We start from the raw sequence: 21642 nt of genomic DNA on the forward strand, positions 1-21642 counted from the left end.
GACACCTTTTTGCCCTCCGTCCTGACCCTGAAATTAAAACATAGCCAAACGGCTAACTTTTTCTTGACGCGGGTGGTGCGTTGAAATACTTAGCCTTATGGCTAACAAACTCGATACTTTTTTTTCTGCGCTGGCCGATCCGACCCGGCGTGCCGTGATCGAGCGGCTGATCACTGGCCCAGCGGCCGTGTCCGAGCTGCACGAAGCGCACGACATGGCGCTGCCATCGTTTCTGAAGCATCTCGGCAAACTGGAATCCGCTGGAATGATCCGTTCGGAGAAGATCGGTCGGGTTCGCATGTTGCATATCGAAGCCGCCCCGATCGCCGAGGCGGAAGGTTGGTTGAAACAACAACGTCACCTCTGGGAAGGCCGGCTGGATCGCCTGTCTGCACTTGCCGAGCAAATTGAGAAGGAATCCGACGATGGCTGATTACGAAACTTTGATCCTGGAACGCGAGATTGCCTGCGCTCCCGACCGGCTGTTTCAGGTGTTGACCGACCGCGAGTTGCGCCAGAAATGGGCCGCACCAGACGATGAAAGCGTAGTTTTGATCGATGTGTTCGACTGTCGACCCGGAGGCCGTGAGGAAACGCGGTGTGGACCGAAAGAGGCGCCCGAGTTCAATACGACCAGCCTGTTCCACGTAGTCTCGCCGGAGTTTCTTTCATTGACCGAAACACTTGTCATTCAAGGAGAGTTGGTCTCGGTCTCGCTGTGCGGCCACGAAATCCTGCCGAATGGCCGTGGCAGTACGCTGCGCGTCACGTTGCAGATCACAAGCCTGGCCGGGCCAGAACTGTTTCAGGACTACAAAGGTGGCTGGTCTGCTGCTTTGGACAACCTGTCCCGGCTTGCGGCCAGTAGCGGTCACTCCTGATTGACGCCGCCATGCCAAAAATGCATAGCGGCCAGTCCAAAACCATCGTTGTTAGCGGTAACCGAAGTACCTATCTCAACCCTGTCCAAGACAGGAACCAAGTAAGTGACATCGGGGAATACGCCCCGACATTCGAAAGGAAATGAGATAATGGCACACACAGCGACCCTGACACATGGCGGCTTCAACCTGACCGCCCGTATCGCAAACCTGATCGAGCGCGTGAAAGAAAACCGCGCCCGGGCCAGCGAGTACACCCGCACGTATACCGAGCTGCAGCGTCTGAGCGACCGCGAGTTGAACGACATCGGCATCCGCCGGTGCGACATCGCCGACATCGCCCGCGAGCATGCCTACTGCTCGTAAGATACAGGACGACAACATATGAAGCAGAGGCGCCCAAGTGGCGCCTCTTTTGTGTTTACGGATCCCACACGGGCAGGAAAATGTTTGTTACCACAACTGCGACGTTGCGCGGCGCCGGGAATTGGGTCACTCCGATGCAGGCAAGCCGTCAAGGCATGAACACATTGGGCAGAGAGGGCAGAACATGGCACGGGACTTCCAGATTGCAATGCTGTGGGTCGAGGGGCCGCTCAGTTTTTTGGAACTGCTGTGCATCCAGTCGTACTTGGATATGGGCCACAGCGTGCGGCTTTATACCTATAGCAATGTGACGAACATCCCCGAGGGTGTCGAGCACCGTGATGCCCGCGAGATCCTGCCGGATTCCGAATTTATCACGCATGAGCGTACCAATAGCCCCGCGCCGCATTCCGACAAGTTCCGCTACCGGATGCTGGCTCAGGAGCCCGACCTGATCTGGGCCGACACCGATGCCTATTGCCTGAAACCCTATTCAACGGCGAATGGTCATTACTATGGGTATCTCGAGGGTGAGGTGGCGATTGGGGTTCTGGGCCTGCCGCAGGACAGTGAAACTCTGGCCAAGCTGATCGAGTACACGAATGATCCCTACCTTATTCCTCCTTGGTTACCGCCGCGCCACCGCCGACCGCTGGAAGAGGCGCGGGACGCCGGGAACCCGACCAACGTTCCCGAGGCGTTGTGGGGCGTGTGGGGGCCAAAGGCATTCACCTGGGCGCTGAAGGAAACAGGCGAGATAAAATACGCCCTGCCAGAGCATGTTTTTTACCCGATCAACTTTTCGCGGCGCCGGGCCCTTGCCCGGCCGAACGAAAATCTTGACCGGTTTTTTCACGAGGATACCGTCTCGATCCATCTATACGGGCGCCGGATGCGGGCGATCATGCGCAAGAACCACGGTGGAATACCACATCCCGACAGCCTGGTCGGGCGACTTGTGGCCAAACATGGAATTGTGCCCCAAGATGCGCCCATTGCTGGCCGCGACGACTGAGCCGCTGCTGCCGGGCAATCAAAACTTGCAACTCGGGGCGCGAGGCTGTACTGCGCTCCGGTGGCGTGTTTGCCACGAGAATCAAAACCAAGAAATGCCGTGTTTGGCCCATCACGCTTCGGGGTCATATCCGGCTTAGGAGAAGCGACATGAAACTGCACGAATTGCGCGACAATCCCGGCGCCGTCAAGAAACGCACCCGCGTTGGCCGTGGTCCCGGCTCTGGCAAGGGTAAAATGGGTGGCCGCGGTATCAAAGGCCAGAAATCTCGTTCGGGTGTGGCCATCAACGGCTACGAAGGCGGCCAGATGCCGCTGTATCAGCGCCTGCCCAAGCGCGGCTTCAACAAGCCGAACCGCAAGGAATTTGCCGTCATCAACCTGGGCCTGATCCAGAAATTCGTCGACGCCGGCAAACTGGACGTTAAATCGGCCATCACCGAGGACGCACTGGTTGCCTCGGGTCTGGTGCGCCGCAAGCTGGACGGTATCCGCGTTCTGGCCAAAGGCGAAATCAGCGCCAAGCTGAACCTCGAAGTGACCGGCGCGTCGAAAGCGGCGATCGAAGCCGTGGAAAAAGCGGGCGGTTCACTGAAGGTCACAAAAGCCGCTGCGGCAGAGTAAGCGCTTGTGAGCGGGCGCCGACCCGCTTACATAGACCTCAGAGTTTTCCAAGACGCCGCCCGAGCCGGAAAACGGTTCCGGGCGGCGTTTTCATAAGAGAGACCGATTTATGGTATCAGCAGCAGAACAAATGGCAGCCAACACAAGCTGGGCTGCTCTGGGCAAGGCCACCGATCTGCGCAACCGCATCCTGTTCACGCTGGGTTTGCTGATCGTCTATCGTCTGGGCACCTTCATTCCGGTGCCGGGGATCGACGGTCAGGCGCTGCGCGAGTTCATGGAACAGGCGGGGCAGGGCATCGGTGGGATGGTTTCGATGTTCACCGGCGGGGCGCTGGGGCGGATGGGTATCTTTGCCCTCGGCATCATGCCCTATATTTCGGCATCCATCATCGTACAGCTGCTGACCTCGATGGTGCCCGCGCTCGAACAACTCAAGAAAGAGGGCGAGCAGGGCCGCAAGAAAATCAACCAGTACACCCGTTTCGGCACCGTCGCGCTGGCCACCGTTCAGGCCTATGGCTTGGCGGTTTCGCTGGAATCGGGCGATTTGGCCACTGATCCGGGCCTGTATTTCCGCCTGTCGACGATGATCACTCTGGTCGGTGGCACCATGTTCCTGATGTGGCTGGGTGAGCAGATCACCGCGCGCGGCATCGGCAACGGCATCTCGCTGATCATTTTTGTCGGCATCATCGCCGAGGTTCCGGCTGCGCTGGCCCAGTTCCTGGCCTCGGGCCGTTCGGGCGCGATCAGCCCGGCCGTGATCGTCGGCGTGATCGTGATGGTGATCGCCGTTATCACCTTCGTGGTGTTCATGGAACGCGCGCTGCGCAAGATCCACATCCAGTACCCGCGCCGCAATGTCGGCATGAAAGTCTATGAAGGCGGCTCGAGCCACCTGCCGGTAAAGGTCAACCCGGCCGGCGTGATTCCGGCGATCTTCGCCAGCTCGCTGCTGCTGCTGCCGGTCACGATATCGACCTTCTCGTCGGGTGCGGCGAACGGACCGATCATGTCGTGGCTGCTGGCCAATTTCGGACCGGGACAGCCGCTGTACCTGCTGTTCTTCGCTTCGATGATCGTGTTCTTTGCGTATTTCTACACGTTCAACGTGTCGTTCAAACCGGATGACGTGGCGGACAACCTGAAAAAGCAGAACGGTTTCGTGCCCGGCATCCGTCCCGGAAAGAAGACCGCCGAGTATCTGGAATACGTGGTCAACCGCGTACTGGTTCTGGGCTCGGCCTATCTGGCGGCGGTCTGCCTGCTGCCTGAAATTCTGCGCGGCCAGTTCGCCATCCCGTTCTATTTCGGCGGCACCTCGGTTCTAATCATCGTCTCTGTGACCATGGACACAATCCAACAGGTTCAGAGCCACCTGCTGGCGCATCAATACGAAGGGCTGATCGAAAAGTCCCAGTTGCGCGGTAAAGGCAAGAAACGCGGCAGGAAGGGACCCGCTCGTCGATGAATATCATTCTTCTGGGCCCCCCGGGGGCAGGCAAGGGTACGCAGGCACGTCACCTGGTTGAAACGCGGGGCATGATCCAGCTCAGCACCGGTGACATGCTGCGCGAGGCCCGCAGCTCGGGAACCGAAATGGGCAAGAAGGTGGCCGCGATCATGGACGCGGGCAAGCTTGTCACCGACGAGATCGTGATTGGCTTGATCGAAGAGAAGCTAACCACCGAAAAGGGCGCTGGCTTCATCTTCGACGGCTTCCCGCGCACCTTGGCCCAGGCTGACGCCTTGTCGGCTCTTCTGACCAAGCTGGGCCAGTCGCTGCACACCGTGATCGAAATGCGCGTGGATGACGAGGCCCTGGTTGATCGGATCACTGCCCGGTCGACCTGTGGCGGTTGCGGCGAGGTCTACAATGACAAGACCAAACCGATCCCGGCCGATGGTAAATGCACCAATTGCGGCAAAGAAAACGATTTCGTCCGTCGTGCCGACGACAACGAGGAAAGCCTGCGCACCCGGCTTATGGAGTATTACAAGAAGACCTCGCCGTTGATTGGCTATTACTACGCCAAGGGCGATCTTCGACCGGTGAACGGGCTGGCGGACATCAAGGAAGTCCGAGCCTCGATCGCAGCCATATTGGGTTAAGCTTGCAAAGGGCTTGACGCCAAGCGCAAAAGCCCATATCGACCCCCATCCCTTTGGGGAATCAATCGCGCACGCGGGATTCGTTCCGCTTGTATAGACCACCTCGTATAATGCTGAACCCTCTGGCCACACTGCCACGGTTAGGCGTTGTGAAAAAAGGTTCTGGAATTACGGAACCGCAACGAAAGGAAAGTGACACGTGGCACGTATTGCCGGCGTAAACATCCCGACTGCAAAGCGGGTACCAATCGCCCTCACATATATCACCGGTATCGGCAACACCTCGGCCAAAGCGATCTGCGAAGCCGTTGGCATCGACACGACCCGTCGCGTCAATGAACTGTCTGATGCCGAAGTTCTGGCCATCCGCGAATACATCGACGCGAACTTCACCGTCGAAGGTGACCTGCGTCGCGAAGTTCAGATGAACATCAAGCGTCTGATGGACCTGGGCTGCTATCGCGGTCTGCGTCACCGCCGCAACCTGCCGGTTCGCGGTCAGCGTACCCACACCAACGCTCGTACCCGCAAAGGCCCCGCAAAGGCCATTGCTGGTAAGAAGAAATAAGGGAGGGTCTGACTGATGGCACGTGACAAGACTCGCGTTAAGCGCAAAGAGCGTAAGAACATCGCATCGGGCGTCGCCCATGTGAATTCGACCTTCAACAACACCAAGATCCTGATCTCGGACGTGCAGGGCAACGCCATTTCGTGGTCGTCGGCCGGCACCATGGGCTTCAAGGGATCGCGGAAATCGACCCCCTACGCCGCTCAGATGGCTGCAGAAGATGCAGGCAAGAAGGCGCAGGAACATGGCGTCAAGACGCTGGAAGTCGAAGTTCAGGGCCCCGGTTCGGGTCGTGAATCGGCTCTGCGTGCGCTGGCTGCCGTGGGCTTCAACATCACGTCGATCCGCGATGTGACCCCGATCGCCCACAATGGCTGCCGCCCGCCGAAGCGCCGCCGCGTCTAACCGATCGAATTACCAGGCTGGGGCCGTGTTTTTACACGGCCCCGGTTCGCCGTTTTGAAACCTCGGGCGTCTGCACCTGATTGGTCATGGGGCGCAGACAGGAATGGAGGGATTACATGATCCACAAGAATTGGGCAGAATTGATCAAGCCGACCCAACTGGAAGGCAAGCCGGGCAACGATCCCGCGCGGCAGGCAACCCTGTTTGCAGAGCCGCTTGAGCGTGGCTTTGGTCTGACCCTGGGCAACGCGCTGCGCCGTGTTCTGATGAGCTCGCTGCAAGGCGCCGCCATCACCAGCGTCCAGATCGACAACGTCCTGCACGAGTTCAGCTCGGTCGCAGGCGTTCGTGAAGACGTCACCGACATCATCCTGAACCTCAAGCAGGTCGCTCTGCGCATGGAAGTCGAAGGGCCCAAGCGCCTGTCGATCAATGCCAAAGGCCCCGCAGTTGTCACCGCCGGTGATATCAGCGAAAGCGCCGGCATCGAGGTTCTGAACCGTGATCACGTCATCTGCCACCTGGACGATGGCGCCGAGCTGTTCATGGAACTGACCGTCAACACCGGCAAAGGCTATGTCTCGGCCGAGAAGAACAAGCCCGAAGATGCGCCCATCGGCCTGATCCCGATCGACGCGATCTACTCGCCGGTCAAGAAAGTCGCCTATGACGTTCAGCCGACCCGTGAAGGCCAGGTTCTGGACTATGACAAGCTGACCATGAAGATCGAAACCGACGGCTCGATCACGCCCGAGGACGCGCTGGCCTTCGCCGCCCGCATCCTGCAGGATCAGCTGTCGATCTTCGTCAACTTCGACGAGCCGGAATCGGCCGGTCGCCAGGACGAGGACGATGGTCTGGAGTTCAACCCGCTGCTGCTGAAGAAAGTGGACGAGTTGGAACTGTCGGTTCGTTCGGCGAACTGCCTGAAGAACGACAACATCGTCTACATCGGCGACCTGATCCAGAAGACCGAAGCCGAGATGCTGCGCACCCCGAACTTCGGCCGCAAGTCGCTGAACGAGATCAAGGAAGTGCTGTCCGGCATGGGTCTGCACCTCGGCATGGATGTCGAGGATTGGCCGCCCGACAACATCGAAGATCTGGCGAAGAAATTCGAAGACGCGTTCTAAGCGCGTCTTCTCCAATGCCCGGGCTGCCGGGGACCGTATGGGCATTTCCGCCCCAAGGAGAGCCGGTGACACGCATCGCCGGCCAGACAAAGCAAAACGCGAAAGAAGGAATTGAAAAATGCGTCACGCACGTGGTTACCGCCGCCTGAACCGTACTCATGAGCACCGCAAGGCCCTGTTCTCGAACATGGCCGGCTCGCTGATCGAGCACGAACAGATCAAGACGACCCTGCCCAAGGCAAAAGAACTGCGCCCGATCGTTGAAAAACTGATCACCTTGGGCAAGCGCGGCGATCTGCACGCCCGCCGTCAGGCCGCAGCTCAGCTGAAGGAAGACAAGGACGTCGCCAAGCTGTTCGAGGTTCTGGGCCCGCGCTACAAGGACCGTCAGGGCGGCTATGTCCGTATCCTGAAAGCTGGCTTCCGCTATGGCGACATGGCTCCGATGGCGATCATCGAATTCGTTGATCGTGACATCGACGCCAAAGGCGCAGCCGACAAGGCCCGCGTCGCCGCCGAAGAAGTGGACGTTGACGAAGAATAAGAACCGGCTGCATTGCCGCTTCAAGGCCCCTGTCCGGATATCCCGGTCAGGGGCTTTTTCTTGTGGATCGCCTCGCTCACGGCGGACATGGCAGCGGCAAGGTTTCGCGTGCTCTATTGCATTCGCGTGCCGACCTCCGCATATCTTCGGCGGATGATGAACGGAGCTGTCATGATACGCACGATCCTGGCCGTATGCCTGATGACACTGGCCACCCATGCCGGTGCCGAGACACGGGTTCCTCAGTCACAGGTCGAGATTTCGATGGGTTTTGCCCCGGTGGTCAAAAAGGCGGCCCCGGCGGTGGTGAACATCTATGCCAAGATCGTCCGGCCTGGACGCAGCAGTCCGATTTTCACGGATCCGTTCTTTCGCGACTTTTTCGGCGGTGGGTTCGGTGCACCGCGGCCGCGGGTGCAAAACTCGCTGGGGTCGGGCGTCATCCTGACCGAGGACGGCTATGTCGTCTCGAACTATCACGTTGTCGGCACCGCGACCGAGATCCGGGTCGTGACCACGGATCGTCGCGAGTTCCAGGCCGAGGTCGTTCTGGGCGACGAGGAAAGCGACATCGCCATCCTGCGCCTGCGGGACGCGCAGGGACTGCCGTTTCTGCGTCTGCGGGATTCTGACCATGTCGAGGTGGGGGAACTGGCCCTGGCCATCGGCAACCCGTTCGGCGTGGGGCAGACCGTGTCGTCTGGCATCATCTCGGGGCTGGCGCGGTCTGGCACCGCCACTGGCAATGCACGGGGCTATTTCATCCAGACAGACGCGCCCATCAACCCGGGCAATTCCGGTGGCGCCCTGATCGACGTGAATGGTGACCTGATCGGCATCAACACCTCGATCCTGACGCGGTCGGGTGGATCCAATGGGATTGGCTTCGCCATTCCGGCCAATCTGGTCGCAGAGTTTCTGCGGCAGGCCCAGGAAGGAAACGATGGTTTCGTCAGCCCTTGGGCGGGTATGGCCGGACAGACCATGAGCGCCGACATCGCCGAATCCCTTGGGCTTTCGTTGCCGCAAGGCGTTGTGATCTCGGACCTCCATCCGCTCAGCCCGTTGGCCGAGGCCGGCCTGCGGGTCGGGGACATCGTCACGCATGTGGACGGCGAAGAGGTGAATTCTCCGGCTGAGATGAAGTTCCGCATGTCTGTGGCGGGTTTTGGTGGGACATCCGTTCTGACCCGGCTCCGCGGTAGCGAGCGTGCTGAGGTCAGCGTCGATCTGGTGCCCGCGCCCGAGACGCCTCCGGCCGAGGAAACCACTCTGGACGATCGCACGGTTCTGCCGGGTATGACGGTTGCGCGCATCAACCCGGCAATGATTGCCAAGATGGGCCTGCTTCTGTCGCAGACCGGGGTGGTCGTGGTCGACCCCGGCCCATATGGTGCTCGGGCCGGCTTGCGGCCCGGCGATGTCATTAATGCCGTGAACGGGCGACATGCTGAACGCCCGCGCGACATCGTTCGGGCGTTGCGCGATCCGGGGCGGCGGGTGCAGATCGACCTGGTGCGCGGTGGCAAGCCTGTGTCGTTGCGGTTCAGGCTCTGACGGCATGAGTGACCTTTTCGACACCGAAGGCCAGTCCTCGGAACCGGCCCCGAACCGCCCGCTGGCCGACCGCCTGCGGCCCCAGGCGCTGTCCGACGTGATCGGGCAGCAACAGGTTCTGGGCTCAGAGGCGCCGCTGGGGGTGATGCTGGCGTCGGGCAGCCTGTCCAGCCTGATCTTCTGGGGGCCGCCGGGGGTGGGCAAAACCACGATCGCGCGGCTGCTGGCCAAGGAAACCGACCTTCATTTCGAACAGATCAGCGCGATCTTCACCGGTGTTCCTGACCTCAAGAAGGTGTTCGAGGCCGCCAAGTTGCGGCGGCGGAACGGCCGGGGGACGCTGTTGTTCGTGGACGAGATCCATCGTTTCAACAAGGCCCAGCAGGACGGGTTCCTGCCGCATATGGAGGACGGGACGATCCTTCTGGTGGGCGCGACCACCGAAAACCCTTCGTTCGAGTTGAACGCCGCCGTGCTCAGCCGCGCGCAGGTGCTGGTGCTGGAACGGCTGGATCTGGCCGATCTGGAACGCCTGACACAGCGTGCCGAAAAAGAGCTGGGCAAGGCGCTGCCCCTGACACCCGCGGCGCGGGACGCGCTGCAGGAAATGGCGGATGGAGACGGCCGGGCGCTGTTGAACCTGATCGAACAGATCGCGGCCTGGTCGGTGGACGCGCCGCTGGACCCCGACGCTTTGGCCAAGCGCCTGATGCGACGCGCCGCGAAATACGACAAGTCGGGGGACGAGCACTACAATTTGATCTCGGCACTGCACAAATCGGTGCGCGGGTCCGACCCGGATGCGGCGCTGTACTGGTTAGCCCGGATGCTGACCGGGGGCGAGGATCCGCGATACCTGGCCCGCCGCATCACCCGGATGGCGGTCGAGGATATCGGCCTAGCCGATCCGCAGGCCCAGTCGATCTGCCTGCATGCGTGGGAAGTTTACGAGCGGCTCGGGTCGCCCGAGGGTGAGTTGGCGCTGGCGCAGGCGGTCGTGTATCTGGCGCTGGCGCCCAAATCCAACGGGGCCTATGTGGGCTACAAGGCGGCGATGCGCCTGGCCAAGCAGTCGGGCAGCGAGCCGCCGCCCAAACACATCCTGAACGCGCCGACCGGGTTGATGAAGGATCAGGGTTACGGCGCGGGCTATGCCTATGACCACGATGCCGAGGACGGGTTCTCGGGGCAGAACTACTTTCCCGAGACCATGAAACGCCCGGTCCTGTACCAGCCAGTCGAACGCGGGTTCGAGCGCGAGTTGAAAAAGCGTCTGGACTACTTTTCGAAACTGCGCAGTCAACGCAGCGGGTCGTGACGCAAGGTCAGATCAGCCCGTGCCGTCGCGTTCTGCGCGACACCCAAGGCGTGCCCGGGTTTCCCTAGGGTTACATGCCGCAAGGGAGGAGCGCAGATGACCGTTTCCATCGACAAGACAGACGACGTGTGGACTATCATCCACGACCGGCCCCAGTCCAGAAACGCCGTGGATGCCGAACACGCGGCAGCCTTGGCCGAGGCCTTCATCGCCTTCGAGGACAGCACGGCCAAAGCTGCCGTGTTCTGGGGCAAGGGCGGCAATTTCTGCGCGGGCTGGGACCTCAAGATGGCAGCCACGCTGTCCGACCCGGACCTGCGCGAGCCGTATTTCGACAAGCACGCCTTTTCAATCGGGGCGGCGCCGTCGTTGCTGGGGCCGATGGGTCCATCGCGACTGGAGCTGTCCAAGCCGGTCATCGGCGCGATCGAAGGTGCTGCGGTGGCCGGCGGCATGGAACTGGCCCTGTGGTGCGACATCCGGGTGATGGCCGAGGACGCCTATATGGGCGTCTATTGCCGCCGCTGGGGGATCACGCTGATGGATGGCGGTTCGGTGCGGCTGCCGCGGCTGGTCGGGCAGGGCAAGGCGCTCGAGATCGCGCTGACAGGGCGCAAGGTCAAGGCTGACGAGTGCGAACGGATCGGACTTGCCGAGAAAATCGTGCCGCAGGGTGAAACCCGAATGGCGGCTGAAGCGATGGCGCAAGAGATTGCCCGGTTCCCGCAGGAGGCCGTCCGCGCCGACCGCCGCTCGATCATCGAAACCCGGGGGATGCCGATGCACGAGGCGTTGAAGGTCGAATGGGCCAACGGGCTGGACGCCATCCGCCGCGAGGGCACATCCGGCGCGGCTCGGTTCCGCGATGGGGCCGGGCGGCACGGGGATTTCACTGATATCTGAGCGGCCTTGGCCCCCGAACCCGTCAGCCTGCTTGACTCTTGCCTTGCGGCGCGCGACAGACGCGGATGTTTTCTGAGGCACTGACACGGGCGATTTTCCGGGCGCGCAGCATCCGGTCGCAAGGGGTATTGGCATGAGCGGCGTACAGATGATCACGGTCGAGCCGGGCGACGGCGACCAGCGGTTGGACCGCTGGTTGCGGCGCCTGTTCCCGCATGTCAGCCAGGGCCGGATCGAAAAGATGTGCCGCAAGGGTGAACTGCGCGTGGACGGCGGCCGGGTCAAGGGCTCGACCCGCTTGCAGGCGGGGCAGGTGGTGCGCGTGCCGCCCCTGCCGGACCCGGATCACAAACCGGCCCCGGCCCGCCCCCGCGTGACGGATGCCGATGCGAAAATGATCCAGTCCTGCGTGATCTATCGCGACGACCACGTGCTGGCACTGAACAAGCCCCATGGCCTGCCCGTTCAGGGCGGCAGCGGCCAGGCCCGGCATGTGGACGGCCTCGCCGAGGCGCTGCGTTTTGGCTATGACGAGAACCCGCGGCTGGTGCACCGGCTCGACAAGGACACCTCGGGCGTTCTGCTGATGGCGCGTACGCGCGAAGCGGCCAAGGGGCTGACCGCGGCCTTCCGGCATCGCAACACGCGCAAGATCTATTGGGCGCTGGTGGCTGGTGTGCCGACCCCGTATCTGGGCGAGATCAAGACCGGGCTGGTCAAGGCCCCCGGCCATGGCAAGCAGGGCGAGGGCGAAAAGATGATCGCCGTCCACCTGAACGAGATCGACAGCACGCCGGGTGCCAAACGGGCCCATACGCTTTATGCCACGCTGTATCGGGTGGCGGGGCGCGCATCTTGGGTCGCGATGGAGCCTGTCACCGGCCGCACGCACCAGCTGCGCGCGCATATGGCGGCCATCGGGCACCCGATCGTCGGCGATGGTAAATATGGCGGCTCGGGTCAGGAAAACCTGGGCGACGGCTGGGGCGCACAATTGGGCGGCGTCATCAGCAAGAAGCTGCATCTGCACGCCCGAACCGCGTCGTTCAAGCATCCGATGACCGGCAAGCAGATCACGATCAACGCTCCGCTGCCGCCGCACATGAAGGACAGCTGGGACACCTTGGGATGGACCGAGGATCTGGCCGCCGAGGACCCGTTCGAGGAGTTGCAATGACCGCGCCTCTGCGCCTGGTTCTGTTCGATGTTGACGGGACGCTGGTGGACAGCCAGGCCAGCATCGTGTCAGCCATGACCGCCAGTTTTCAGGCTCTGTCCCTTCCGGTGCCGGATCGCGCGGCGATCCTGTCGATCGTGGGGCTGTCCTTGCCGATTGCAATCGCGCGCCTCGCGCCGGATCAGTCGCAGGCAACTCAACGCCGGTTGGTCGAGGGCTACAAAGAGGCGTATCACGCTCATCGGCTTGAGATGGGGGCGGCAAGTTCACCGCTCTATCCCGGCGCGCGCGAGGTTATCGGATCGTTGCAGGCCGTGCCCGAGATCCTTCTGGGCGTGGCGACGGGTAAATCGCAGCGGGGGTTGGATGCCTTGCTCGAGGCGCACGGTTTGGATTCGGTCTTCGTTACCCGTCAGGTGGCGGACTATCATCCATCCAAGCCGCATCCCTCGATGATCGAAACGGCGCTTTTTGAAACAGGGGTGTCGGCCGGTGATGCGGTGATGATCGGCGACACCAGCTTTGACATGGAAATGGCGCGGGCCGCCGGGGTTGCGGGGATCGGCGTGGGCTGGGGCTATCATGAACGGTCGCAGCTGGGTGCGGCGACCGCGGTGATCGACCGGTTCGAGCAGCTGCCCGGCGTCCTGTCCGCAGTCTGGGGATAACGATATGAGTGAGTGGAAACCGAAACGCTTTTGGACAGCCAGTGCCGTGGTCGCGACCGATAGCGGTTTTACCGTCGAGTTGGATGGCCGCCGGGTGCGGACACCGGCCAAGGCTGCTCTGGTCCTGCCCACCCGGGCCATGGCCGAGGCGGTGGCCCGCGAGTGGGACGCGCAGGAAAAGGAAATCGATCCGGCGGCGATGCCCTTCACCCGCTCGGCCAACGCGGCAATCGACAAGGTGCAGCATCAGCACGCGGAAGTTGCCGACATGTTGTCGGACTATGGCGATTCGGACCTGCTGTGCTATCGCGCAACACACCCGGAAGCCCTGATCGAACGTCAGCGCCGTGAATGGGACCCCGCGCTGGACTGGGCCGCGGAAACGCTGGGCGCCAGACTGATCCCGGTTGAAGGCGTACGGCATCAGCCTCAGGCCCCGGAGGCACTGGACCGGCTGCGTCGGCAGGTTCACGACCTGGACGCGTTCCGTTTGGCGGCGTTTCACGACCTTGTGAGTCTGTCGGGTTCGTTGATTCTGGGTTTTGCCGCTGCCCAAAACTGGCGCAAACCGGACGAGATATGGCGCATTTCTCGGCTGGATGAATCGTGGCAGGCCGAGCAATGGGGGGACGACGAAGAGGCGGTCCAAGGCGCCGAATTGAAGAAGATCGCCTTTTTGCACGCGAAAACCTTCTACGATCTATCGGTTTGAGCCTTTCTGGTCCTGATTTGAGAGGCTTGGGCAGTTGCCTTGCCGGGAACATATCGTTTTCACTGATCCGACCCTTGACGTTTGTTTATGAATGCGCCCAAACTCGGGCGCACTAAAGGGGAGACACCTTTGGGGTAACCTATCCGGCTACCTTTGTGTGTCGGACAAGATCCGTCCCGGGATGGGGCGGGAAATCAGGAAGAGGTAAAAATGAAAAAATCCGTAATCTTGGGCGCGGCGACGATTGCCGGTCTTGCTGCCGGCGCGGCCGCGGCAGGAACCATGGACGACGTCAAAGCGCGCGGCAAGCTGAACTGCGGTGTTACCACCGGTCTGGTTGGCTTTGCTGCACCTGACGCGAATGGCGAATGGCAGGGCTTTGACGTTGCTGTATGCCGCGCAGTAGCCGCCGCCGTTCTGGGTGACGCGAATGCTGTTGAATTCGTTCCCACCACCGGCAAGACCCGCTTCACCGCTCTGGCTTCGGGCGAAGTTGACATGCTGGCCCGCAACACCACCTGGACCTTCAGCCGCGACGTCGACCTGAAGTTCGAATTCGTGGGTGTGAACTACTACGACGGTCAGGGCTTCATGGTTCCCAAGGCACTGGGCGTCAGCTCGGCCAAGGAACTGGACGGCGCCACTGTCTGCATCCAGACCGGCACCACCACCGAGCTGAACCTGGCGGACTTCTTCCGCTCGAACAACATCAGCTACGAGCCGGTTCCGATCGAAACCAACGCCGAAGCGCAGCAGCAGTACCTGGCAGGTGCCTGTGACGTTTACACCACCGACGCTTCGGGCCTGGCCGCAACCCGCGCCACGTTCGAAAACCCCGGTGATCACGTTCTGCTGCCCGAAATCATCTCGAAAGAGCCGCTTGGCCCGCTGGTCCGTCACGGCGACAACGAGTGGGGCGACATCGTTCGCTGGACCCTGAACGCTCTGATCTCGGCCGAAGAGCTGGGCATCACCTCGGCGAACATCGACGAGATGGCTGCAGGCACCGAGAACCCGGAAATCAACCGTCTGCTGGGTAGCGAAGGCACCCTGGGCGAGATGCTGGGTCTGGACGCACAGTGGGCCATGCGCGCCATCAAGGCGGGTGGCAACTACGGCGAAGTGTTTGCCAAGAACATCGGTGAGGAAACCCCGATCGGTCTGGCACGCGGTCTGAACGCACAGTGGACCGATGGTGGTCTGCTGTACTCGCCGCCGTTCCGCTAAAATCCACGGAAAAGGGCGCAGGGCAACCTGCGCCCTTTTTTGCAGAACAGAATGCTACGGGCTGCTCGGGAGCGGGGAAAACCCTGCCGGGAAGGAAGCGTCCGAAAAGCACGGGGATCCCAAAATATGTCGACTATGACTGACCCACCGAAGGCTGACTTTCGGTTGTCGATGCTCATAAACGATACACGCTATCGCTCTCTTACATTTCAGGTGATCGCGGCAATCGTTATTGCGCTCAGCATCTGGTATCTTGGTAACAACCTGATCCAGAACCTTAGGGCCGCAGGGCTCAACATTTCCTATTCTTTCTTGGGCGATCCGTCCGGGTATGACATCAACCAGCGTTTGATCGAATATGACAGCCAGTCCTCGCATGGGCGTGCGGCTGTCGTCGGCATTCTCAACACGCTTTTGGTTGCATTCCTGGCTTGTATCACTGCGACGGTGTTTGGCGTGATCGCAGGTGTTTTACGCCTGTCAAACAACTGGCTCGTATCCAAGCTGATGGCGGTCTACGTGGAAATCTTCCGGAATATTCCGGTTCTGATCTGGATCATCATCATCTTCACGATCATGACAGCCGTTCTGCCGGGACCGAGGGAGTTCCGGGGCGATAACCCAACATCCAGCATGCTGTTTGATCTGTTCGCCTTTACCAACCGCGGCGTCTATGTCCCGCGCCCCGAGTTTGCGAATGGGCTGTTCGGTTCGACCTTTCTGAATTGGCTGCTGGTCATCGCGGTTTTGGTCGCTTCCTGGTTTGCGTCTCGTGAAATTGAGAAACGCGCCACGCTCAAACAGGAACAGACGGGCGAGCGTCCAAAGACTGGCCTTGTGAAACTTGCAGTTTGGCTCGTGCCTTTTGCACTGCTGATGATTTTGATGGGCCTGACCTGGGATGTCCCCGCTCTGAAAGGTTTCAACTTCAGCGGTGGTATCAAGGTCGGCGGTCCGCTGATCGCATTGTGGTTCGCTTTGTCGATCTATACCGGCGCCTTCATCGCAGAAAACGTACGTGCGGGTATTCAGGCGATTTCAAAAGGCCAGACCGAGGCTGCGGCCGCGTTGGGCCTGCGTCCCGGTCGGATCATGAATCTTGTGATCCTGCCTCAGGCGCTGCGGGTCATCATCCCGCCGTTGATCTCGCAATATCTGAACATCACCAAGAACTCGTCGCTTGCGATTGCAGTCGGCTATGCGGATATCACCGCAACGCTGGGTGGCATCACGCTGAACCAAACCGGTCGGGCGATCGAGTGCGTCTTGCTGCTGATGCTGTTCTATCTGACAGCCTCGCTGCTGATTTCGATGGCGATGAACATCTACAACGCATCCGTCAAGTTGAAGGAGCGCTGAGCCATGGCTGATCAAACAACAAATCCGATCGCATTTGTGGCCGACGGCACCATTCCTCCGTCACCTCCGCCGGCAAACCAGACGGGTATCGTCAAATGGCTGCGCGAGAACCTGTTCTCGGGTGTCACAAACACGATCCTTACCCTTCTGTCGATTCTGCTGATCTATGTGCTTCTCAAGAACACCTTGCCGTGGATTTTGAACGGCGTTTGGAATGCGGACTCGCTGGCGCAATGCCGCGAGATTCTGGACGGCAAGACCGGGGCCTGTTTCGCAGTTCTGACCGAACGCTGGCATCAACTGATCTACGGGTTCAAATATCCAGTAGAAGCGTATTGGCGCCCGAACCTGGCGTTTGTGCTGATGCTGGTCGCTGTGGCACCTGTTCTGTTCTTCGACCTGCCTCGTAAGTTGCTGCTGTTTACGGCGCTCTACCCGTTTATCGCTTTCTGGCTGATTTGGGGTGGAACCATCATGGTGCCCATCGTGGCCCTGCTGGGCTGTGTCGCGGCAGGCGTGGTGTTCCAGAAATTTGGCCGCAACAGCTTTGCAGCCGGGTTCTTTGGGGCCATTGTCGTGGCGCTGGTCGTGTGGAATGTCGGCGGGGCACTCATTCCCGAAGACGCCAACGAAGGTGCGCTGCTGACTGCGGTGCCCAGCCGTGACCTGGGTGGTTTTATGCTGAACCTGATGCTGGGCGTGACCTGTGTGTCACTGTCCTTGCCCTTGGGTATTGCACTGGCTCTGGGTCGTCAGTCCGATATGCCGCTGATCAAGTGGGTTTGCGTCATCTTCATCGAATTCATCCGTGGCGTGCCTTTGATCACGCTGCTGTTCGTGGCTTCGGTGATGCTGGCCTATTTCTTCCCGCCTGACAGCACGGTCGACCTGTTCCTGCGCGTCGTGATCATGATCACAATGTTCTCTGCCGCCTATATCGCCGAGGTGATCCGCGGCGGTCTGGCTGCGCTTCCGCGCGGTCAGTATGAGGCAGCAGACAGCCTGGGCCTGGACTACCCGCAGGCGATGCGTCTGATCATCCTGCCGCAGGCCTTGAAGATCTCAATCCCTGGTATCGTGAACGTGGCCGTTGGTCTGTTCAAAGATACCACGCTGGTTTCGGTCATCTCGATGTTCGATCTGGTGGGCATGATCCGGGGTCCCATCCTGGCGTCGACCGAATGGAACGGCGTCTATTGGGAGCTTCTGGGCTTTGCCGCGCTTCTGTTCTTCGTCGTTTGCTACGGCATCTCTCAATATTCCCAGTGGCTCGAGCGTCGCCTTGCCACGGATCATCACTAAGGAGTTCAACACATGTCTGAACTTGCAATCGACCGCGAAATTGACCGCTCTAAAATGCAGGTGAGCGACGAGGTCGCCATCGAAATTACCAACATGAACAAGTGGTACGGGTCCTTCCACGTGCTGCGCGACATCAATCTGACCGTCAATCAGGGCGAGCGGATCGTGATCGCGGGGCCGTCGGGGTCGGGCAAATCCACTCTGATCCGCTGCCTGAACGCGCTGGAAGAACACCAGCAGGGCAAGATCGTGGTGGACGGAACCGAGTTGTCGAACGATCTGAAGAACATCGACAAGATCCGGTCCGAGGTTGGCATGGTGTTCCAGCACTTCAACCTATTCCCGCATCTGACCATTCTGGAAAACTGCACGCTGGCCCCGATCTGGGTGCGCAAAACGCCCAAGAAAGAGGCCGAAGAGCGCGCGATGCATTTCCTTGAGAAGGTGAAGATCCCCGATCAGGCGTTGAAGTATCCGGGACAGCTGTCCGGTGGTCAGCAACAGCGTGTGGCGATTGCCCGCTCGTTGTGCATGATGCCGCGGATCATGTTGTTCGACGAGCCGACCTCCGCTCTGGACCCCGAGATGATCAAAGAGGTGCTCGACACGATGATCGAACTGGCCGAGGAAGGCATGACCATGCTCTGCGTAACGCACGAGATGGGCTTTGCCCGCCAGGTGGCAAACCGGGTGATCTTCATGGATGCCGGTCAGATCGTTGAACAGAACGAGCCGGAAGAGTTCTTCAACAACCCGCAGAGCGAACGCACCAAGCTGTTCCTCAGCCAGATTCTGGGTCACTGACGCGGGTTGAGTACTACGTTGGAAAGGGCGGGGTGATCCCGCCCTTTTTCATTCCAGCAACGCGCGCGGCGTGACGAATTCGATCACCTGGCCGCCGTGCCAACCTATTCCGGACCAGTCCGCCAGATCAAGTTGAAGAACCGTGGTCGCACAGGTCGGATAGTCGAGGAAGCGCGGGTGCTCTGGTGCAGACCGAGCAATACGTTCCGCGAATTCCGCGATCCCCGGATTGTGGCCCAGCAGCAGGACCGTTTGACCCGTCGCCCTGGACAGCGCCTGCCGGATCTGATCGGGCGAGGCATGATAGAGTTCGGAGAGGAACCGGATGTTGGACGCACTCAGCCCCATCCGAAGCCAGGTCTCGCGCGTGCGTTCGGATGAAGAACTCAGGACCTCGTCGGGCAAGTACCCCTTGCGCCGCAGCCAATCGCCGATGGCGGAGGCCGAAGTTCGGCCGCGCTTGTTCAACGGTCGGTCATGATCGGGCAGGCCGGGATGGTCCCAACTGGATTTCGCGTGGCGGGTCAGGATAAGCGTGCGGGTCATTCCGGGTGAAAGGCTCTCATGTGATGGGCGGATTGCTCGGCCCGACGTCCGGCCCCGGCGCTGAGCGGACAGGCCAGCCGGGCCGCGCATCCCTGTGTCATGCAGGCCTGACCGGGCGGAGTTCTCAGGTAGCCGTGGCAGGCGTCGACGTCATAGAACGTCTTGGCGTTCAAGGCCCCAACCGGGCAGGCCGATGCGCAGGGCGCAGGGCAATTGATACATGGCGACGGGTCATCTGCGACGAGAATGTCGAACTCGTGATCAAAATGCAGGGCCCCACGGAATGAAATCATCATTCCCACCGTGTCGTGCACCAGCGCGCCCACCGGGCTTTGAAACGTACGTCCCGATTTCAACGCCCAATCTATGAATGGCGCATACGGGGGGCCGCCGAATGGATACCACGCCTGGGCGCGCAGGTTTTCTGCAAGAGTGCCGACCACTCGGAGCGACCAACGGTCGACCGGATCCGGCTTGCCGTCCAACCACTCGGCCGAAGCGGTGAGGACCGGCCAAAAGCTGCTGCCTGCCCCGAGCAGAATAAGCGTGCCACTATCCAACTGTTTGGCGCCACTCACCCGCGGGTGTTGCGCGCCCATGAGGACCAGGCCCGCGGCCTCAGATGCGGAAACCACTTGATCATAGGTCACTTGCGCCGAAACGGCAGAGCGAGGCTCCACCCCAGCTTCGTCGGTCGATCGTCCTGCCATTCCAGCCCCACCGTCATGTCGTCGTGGCCGGCCTCGGGCTGTGCCACATACGTCCCCATCAAACGATCCCAGATGGATAATGCAAAGCCATAATTGCTGTCATGTTCCCTGCGCAGCACCGAATGGTGGACCCGGTGCATGTCCGGTGTGACCAATATTCGGCGCATGGCGGCATCCACGGCGGCGGGCAGGCGGATGTTCGAATGGTTGAACAAAGCGGTGCCGTTCAGCAGGACTTCGAACAGGATGACCGCCAGCGCGCTGGGTCCCAGCAGGTAGACGAGACTGATCTTCAAACCCATCGACAAGGCGATCTCGACCGGGTGAAAGCGAACGGCCGTGGTGACATCCATATCCCGGTCTGCGTGGTGCACACGATGAAGACGCCACAGGATCGGTACCTTGTGGGTGATCAGATGTTGTGCCCAGATGGCGAAATCCAGCACCAGGACACAAAGGGTGACCTCGACCCATTTGGGCCAGTCCAGAGTGTTGAAAACTCCGACGCCTAACCGGCCGGCATCCAAAGCCGCCCCGACCGCCAGCAAAGGGAACCCGATCGCCATCGCCCGCAGTGTCAGTGTGTTCAAAAGGGTGACCGAGAGGTTGGTCAGCCAGCGGCGCGATCGAGGCACGCGTAGTGGACGGCGCGGGGCAAGCCTTTCGGCCAATGCGAAGGCCAGAAACAGCGTCAGAAAGATGCCCAAGCGGATGATGAGTTCACGCTCCATGCATTCAATTTTAAGCATGTGAATGTGAACTGCAAGGGCGGGCTTGCTCGCTTCAGTCGGGGCGGATCAGAGACCCCGCACCATGTTCGGTGAACAATTCCAGCAGCACGGCATTGGGGGCACGGCCGTCCAGAATGACCACGGCGCGCACGCCGCTGTGCAGCGCGTCCAGCGCGGTTTCGGTCTTGGGGATCATGCCGCCCGCGATGGTGCCCTCGCGGGTCATCTCGCGGATCTGACCAGCCTTCAACTCGGTCACGACCTCTCCGGCAGCGTTCTTGACGCCGGACACGTCCGTCAGCAGCAGCAGGCGATCGGCCTTCAGTGCCGAGGCGATCGCCCCGGCGGCGGTGTCGCCGTTCACGTTGAACGTCTCGCCATTGCGGCCCGCCCCCAGCGGAGCGATCACCGGGATTACGTCGTGCGAGAACAGGTCGTGCAGGATCTTGGGGTTCATTTCGGCGGGCGTGCCGACATAGCCCAGCGACGCATCGGTCTGCTCACAGGTCATCAGGTTGGCATCCTTGCCCGACAGGCCGACGGCCGTTCCACCCTGGGCATTGATGGCTTGCACGATGCGCTTGTTGACCACGCCGGACAAAACCATCTCGACCACTTCGACCGTGGCGGCATCGGTGACGCGCTTACCGTTCACGAAGTCCGACTGGATGTCCAGCTTGTCCAGCATCGCGTTGATCATCGGCCCGCCGCCATGCACGACCACCGGGTTCACGCCGACCTGACGCATCAGCACCACGTCGCGGGCAAAGCTCTCCATCGCTTCGTCGCTGCCCATGGCGTGCCCGCCCAGCTTGATCACGACGATTGCCCCGTCATAGCGCTGCAGATAGGGCAGGGCGCTGTTGAGCGTGGCGGCGGTGGCTATCCAATCCCGGTTCATGTCCTGTTTCTTCATGGCTGTCGTCCCTCTGGCCTTCCCTGTTAGGGCCTTTGGCCGGACCTGCCAAGCCCGGAACG

25 protein-coding genes are annotated in these 21642 nt (G+C 60.9%); 21 read left to right on the forward strand and 4 right to left on the reverse strand.

Annotation, left to right across the window (positions count from 1 at the left end; all coding sequences use genetic code 11):
- Positions 1 to 97 precede the first annotated feature (97 nt).
- The 21 genes from ACR0EF_RS17695 (at position 98) to ACR0EF_RS17795 (ending at position 18677) form a co-directional block, all read left to right on the forward strand.
- Positions 98 to 433, forward strand: coding sequence for an ArsR/SmtB family transcription factor (locus ACR0EF_RS17695; RefSeq protein ID WP_170342961.1), 336 nt, complete (start codon positions 98 to 100; stop codon positions 431 to 433).
- The gene (locus ACR0EF_RS17700; RefSeq protein WP_170372865.1) at positions 426 to 881 is read left to right on the forward strand and encodes an SRPBCC domain-containing protein; all 456 of its coding nucleotides are present in this window, start codon (positions 426 to 428) and stop codon (positions 879 to 881) included. The genes ACR0EF_RS17695 and ACR0EF_RS17700 overlap by 8 nt, the downstream gene beginning before the upstream one ends.
- A 150-nt stretch (positions 882 to 1031) precedes the next feature.
- A complete protein-coding gene (locus ACR0EF_RS17705) occupies positions 1032 to 1247 on the forward strand; it encodes a DUF1127 domain-containing protein (protein ID WP_170343462.1) in 216 nt (71 codons plus the stop codon).
- 184 nt (positions 1248 to 1431) lie between these two features.
- The gene (locus ACR0EF_RS17710; RefSeq protein WP_254434037.1) at positions 1432 to 2262 is read left to right on the forward strand and encodes a hypothetical protein; all 831 of its coding nucleotides are present in this window, start codon (positions 1432 to 1434) and stop codon (positions 2260 to 2262) included.
- A gap of 149 nt (positions 2263 to 2411) precedes the next feature.
- Complete coding sequence (gene rplO / locus ACR0EF_RS17715; RefSeq protein ID WP_170342955.1) at positions 2412 to 2885, forward strand: 50S ribosomal protein L15; 474 nt, start codon at positions 2412 to 2414, stop codon at positions 2883 to 2885.
- Between the two features lie 109 nt (positions 2886 to 2994).
- Positions 2995 to 4359, forward strand: coding sequence for a preprotein translocase subunit SecY (gene secY, locus ACR0EF_RS17720; RefSeq protein ID WP_093965375.1), 1365 nt, complete (start codon positions 2995 to 2997; stop codon positions 4357 to 4359).
- The gene (locus ACR0EF_RS17725; RefSeq protein WP_170343464.1) at positions 4356 to 5000 is read left to right on the forward strand and encodes an adenylate kinase; all 645 of its coding nucleotides are present in this window, start codon (positions 4356 to 4358) and stop codon (positions 4998 to 5000) included. The genes secY and ACR0EF_RS17725 overlap by 4 nt, the downstream gene beginning before the upstream one ends.
- Before the next feature lie 199 nt (positions 5001 to 5199).
- A complete protein-coding gene (gene rpsM / locus ACR0EF_RS17730) occupies positions 5200 to 5568 on the forward strand; it encodes a 30S ribosomal protein S13 (RefSeq protein ID WP_093965378.1) in 369 nt (122 codons plus the stop codon).
- A 15-nt stretch (positions 5569 to 5583) separates the two neighbouring features.
- Complete coding sequence (gene rpsK, locus ACR0EF_RS17735) at positions 5584 to 5973, forward strand: 30S ribosomal protein S11 (RefSeq protein ID WP_008757289.1); 390 nt, start codon at positions 5584 to 5586, stop codon at positions 5971 to 5973.
- 116 nt (positions 5974 to 6089) lie between these two features.
- Complete coding sequence (locus ACR0EF_RS17740; protein ID WP_170343465.1) at positions 6090 to 7106, forward strand: DNA-directed RNA polymerase subunit alpha; 1017 nt, start codon at positions 6090 to 6092, stop codon at positions 7104 to 7106.
- A 118-nt stretch (positions 7107 to 7224) separates the two neighbouring features.
- Positions 7225 to 7650, forward strand: coding sequence for a 50S ribosomal protein L17 (gene rplQ, locus ACR0EF_RS17745; protein WP_093965383.1), 426 nt, complete (start codon positions 7225 to 7227; stop codon positions 7648 to 7650).
- Positions 7651 to 7821: 171 nt separating this feature from the next.
- Complete coding sequence (locus tag ACR0EF_RS17750; protein WP_170373362.1) at positions 7822 to 9207, forward strand: trypsin-like peptidase domain-containing protein; 1386 nt, start codon at positions 7822 to 7824, stop codon at positions 9205 to 9207.
- Between the two features lie 4 nt (positions 9208 to 9211).
- Positions 9212 to 10525, forward strand: a complete 1314-nt coding sequence (locus ACR0EF_RS17755; protein WP_170373363.1) for a replication-associated recombination protein A — start codon at positions 9212 to 9214, stop codon at positions 10523 to 10525.
- 96 nt (positions 10526 to 10621) lie between these two features.
- Entirely contained in the window at positions 10622 to 11428 is an 807-nt protein-coding gene (locus ACR0EF_RS17760; protein ID WP_170373364.1) for a crotonase/enoyl-CoA hydratase family protein, read from the forward strand.
- A gap of 133 nt (positions 11429 to 11561) precedes the next feature.
- Positions 11562 to 12605, forward strand: coding sequence for an RluA family pseudouridine synthase (locus ACR0EF_RS17765; protein ID WP_170373365.1), 1044 nt, complete (start codon positions 11562 to 11564; stop codon positions 12603 to 12605).
- Positions 12602 to 13273: an HAD-IA family hydrolase gene (locus tag ACR0EF_RS17770; RefSeq protein WP_170373366.1), complete on the forward strand. Its 672-nt coding sequence runs from the start codon at positions 12602 to 12604 to the stop codon at positions 13271 to 13273. Before ACR0EF_RS17765 ends, ACR0EF_RS17770 begins: the two co-directional genes overlap by 4 nt.
- A 4-nt stretch (positions 13274 to 13277) precedes the next feature.
- Positions 13278 to 13985 (forward strand): ATP12 family chaperone protein, encoded by a 708-nt coding sequence (locus ACR0EF_RS17775; protein WP_170373367.1) that lies wholly within the window; start codon positions 13278 to 13280, stop codon positions 13983 to 13985.
- 210 nt (positions 13986 to 14195) lie between these two features.
- On the forward strand, positions 14196 to 15212 hold the full coding sequence (locus ACR0EF_RS17780) for an amino acid ABC transporter substrate-binding protein (RefSeq protein WP_170343472.1): 1017 nt from the start codon (positions 14196 to 14198) through the stop codon (positions 15210 to 15212).
- Between the two features lie 126 nt (positions 15213 to 15338).
- Positions 15339 to 16571 (forward strand): amino acid ABC transporter permease, encoded by a 1233-nt coding sequence (locus ACR0EF_RS17785; protein WP_170361668.1) that lies wholly within the window; start codon positions 15339 to 15341, stop codon positions 16569 to 16571.
- Between the two features lie 3 nt (positions 16572 to 16574).
- Complete coding sequence (locus ACR0EF_RS17790; RefSeq protein WP_170342939.1) at positions 16575 to 17873, forward strand: amino acid ABC transporter permease; 1299 nt, start codon at positions 16575 to 16577, stop codon at positions 17871 to 17873.
- A 12-nt stretch (positions 17874 to 17885) separates the two neighbouring features.
- The gene (locus tag ACR0EF_RS17795; protein WP_170361666.1) at positions 17886 to 18677 is read left to right on the forward strand and encodes an amino acid ABC transporter ATP-binding protein; all 792 of its coding nucleotides are present in this window, start codon (positions 17886 to 17888) and stop codon (positions 18675 to 18677) included.
- 48 nt (positions 18678 to 18725) lie between these two features.
- Here ACR0EF_RS17795 and ACR0EF_RS17800 read toward each other — a convergent pair whose 3' ends face one another.
- The 4 genes from ACR0EF_RS17800 to argB are packed head-to-tail and all read right to left on the reverse strand — an operon-like array spanning position 18726 to position 21580.
- Positions 18726 to 19223: a SixA phosphatase family protein gene (locus ACR0EF_RS17800; RefSeq protein ID WP_170373368.1), complete on the reverse strand. Its 498-nt coding sequence runs from the start codon at positions 19221 to 19223 to the stop codon at positions 18726 to 18728.
- Positions 19220 to 19933 (reverse strand): 4Fe-4S dicluster domain-containing protein, encoded by a 714-nt coding sequence (locus tag ACR0EF_RS17805; RefSeq protein ID WP_174825258.1) that lies wholly within the window; start codon positions 19931 to 19933, stop codon positions 19220 to 19222. Before ACR0EF_RS17805 ends, ACR0EF_RS17800 begins: the two co-directional genes overlap by 4 nt.
- Positions 19870 to 20664 (reverse strand): sterol desaturase family protein, encoded by a 795-nt coding sequence (locus ACR0EF_RS17810; RefSeq protein ID WP_170373370.1) that lies wholly within the window; start codon positions 20662 to 20664, stop codon positions 19870 to 19872. Before ACR0EF_RS17810 ends, ACR0EF_RS17805 begins: the two co-directional genes overlap by 64 nt.
- Positions 20665 to 20716: 52 nt before the next feature.
- Positions 20717 to 21580 (reverse strand): acetylglutamate kinase, encoded by an 864-nt coding sequence (gene argB, locus ACR0EF_RS17815; protein ID WP_170372843.1) that lies wholly within the window; start codon positions 21578 to 21580, stop codon positions 20717 to 20719.
- Between the last annotated feature and the right edge of the window lie 62 nt (positions 21581 to 21642).

This window comes from Ruegeria sp. CG8, from assembly GCF_056537165.1.

What these genes read in the sequence shown, in the direction of transcription:
- ACR0EF_RS17695 (WP_170342961.1), top strand. Translation starts at nt 98, where the DNA reads ATGGCTAACAAACTCGATACTTTTTTTTCTGCGCTGGCCGATCCGACC.
- ACR0EF_RS17700 (WP_170372865.1), top strand. Translation starts at nt 426, where the DNA reads ATGGCTGATTACGAAACTTTGATCCTGGAACGCGAGATTGCCTGCGCT.
- ACR0EF_RS17705 (WP_170343462.1), top strand. Translation starts at nt 1,032, where the DNA reads ATGGCACACACAGCGACCCTGACACATGGCGGCTTCAACCTGACCGCC.
- ACR0EF_RS17710 (WP_254434037.1), top strand. Translation starts at nt 1,432, where the DNA reads ATGGCACGGGACTTCCAGATTGCAATGCTGTGGGTCGAGGGGCCGCTC.
- rplO (WP_170342955.1), top strand. Translation starts at nt 2,412, where the DNA reads ATGAAACTGCACGAATTGCGCGACAATCCCGGCGCCGTCAAGAAACGC.
- secY (WP_093965375.1), top strand. Translation starts at nt 2,995, where the DNA reads ATGGTATCAGCAGCAGAACAAATGGCAGCCAACACAAGCTGGGCTGCT.
- ACR0EF_RS17725 (WP_170343464.1), top strand. Translation starts at nt 4,356, where the DNA reads ATGAATATCATTCTTCTGGGCCCCCCGGGGGCAGGCAAGGGTACGCAG.
- rpsK (WP_008757289.1), top strand. Translation starts at nt 5,584, where the DNA reads ATGGCACGTGACAAGACTCGCGTTAAGCGCAAAGAGCGTAAGAACATC.
- ACR0EF_RS17740 (WP_170343465.1), top strand. Translation starts at nt 6,090, where the DNA reads ATGATCCACAAGAATTGGGCAGAATTGATCAAGCCGACCCAACTGGAA.
- rplQ (WP_093965383.1), top strand. Translation starts at nt 7,225, where the DNA reads ATGCGTCACGCACGTGGTTACCGCCGCCTGAACCGTACTCATGAGCAC.
- ACR0EF_RS17750 (WP_170373362.1), top strand. Translation starts at nt 7,822, where the DNA reads ATGATACGCACGATCCTGGCCGTATGCCTGATGACACTGGCCACCCAT.
- ACR0EF_RS17755 (WP_170373363.1), top strand. Translation starts at nt 9,212, where the DNA reads ATGAGTGACCTTTTCGACACCGAAGGCCAGTCCTCGGAACCGGCCCCG.
- ACR0EF_RS17760 (WP_170373364.1), top strand. Translation starts at nt 10,622, where the DNA reads ATGACCGTTTCCATCGACAAGACAGACGACGTGTGGACTATCATCCAC.
- ACR0EF_RS17765 (WP_170373365.1), top strand. Translation starts at nt 11,562, where the DNA reads ATGAGCGGCGTACAGATGATCACGGTCGAGCCGGGCGACGGCGACCAG.
- ACR0EF_RS17770 (WP_170373366.1), top strand. Translation starts at nt 12,602, where the DNA reads ATGACCGCGCCTCTGCGCCTGGTTCTGTTCGATGTTGACGGGACGCTG.
- ACR0EF_RS17775 (WP_170373367.1), top strand. Translation starts at nt 13,278, where the DNA reads ATGAGTGAGTGGAAACCGAAACGCTTTTGGACAGCCAGTGCCGTGGTC.
- ACR0EF_RS17780 (WP_170343472.1), top strand. Translation starts at nt 14,196, where the DNA reads ATGAAAAAATCCGTAATCTTGGGCGCGGCGACGATTGCCGGTCTTGCT.
- ACR0EF_RS17785 (WP_170361668.1), top strand. Translation starts at nt 15,339, where the DNA reads ATGTCGACTATGACTGACCCACCGAAGGCTGACTTTCGGTTGTCGATG.
- ACR0EF_RS17790 (WP_170342939.1), top strand. Translation starts at nt 16,575, where the DNA reads ATGGCTGATCAAACAACAAATCCGATCGCATTTGTGGCCGACGGCACC.
- ACR0EF_RS17795 (WP_170361666.1), top strand. Translation starts at nt 17,886, where the DNA reads ATGTCTGAACTTGCAATCGACCGCGAAATTGACCGCTCTAAAATGCAG.
- ACR0EF_RS17800 (WP_170373368.1), bottom strand. Translation starts at nt 19,223, where the DNA reads ATGACCCGCACGCTTATCCTGACCCGCCACGCGAAATCCAGTTGGGAC.
- ACR0EF_RS17805 (WP_174825258.1), bottom strand. Translation starts at nt 19,933, where the DNA reads ATGGCAGGACGATCGACCGACGAAGCTGGGGTGGAGCCTCGCTCTGCC.
- ACR0EF_RS17810 (WP_170373370.1), bottom strand. Translation starts at nt 20,664, where the DNA reads ATGGAGCGTGAACTCATCATCCGCTTGGGCATCTTTCTGACGCTGTTT.
- argB (WP_170372843.1), bottom strand. Translation starts at nt 21,580, where the DNA reads ATGAAGAAACAGGACATGAACCGGGATTGGATAGCCACCGCCGCCACG.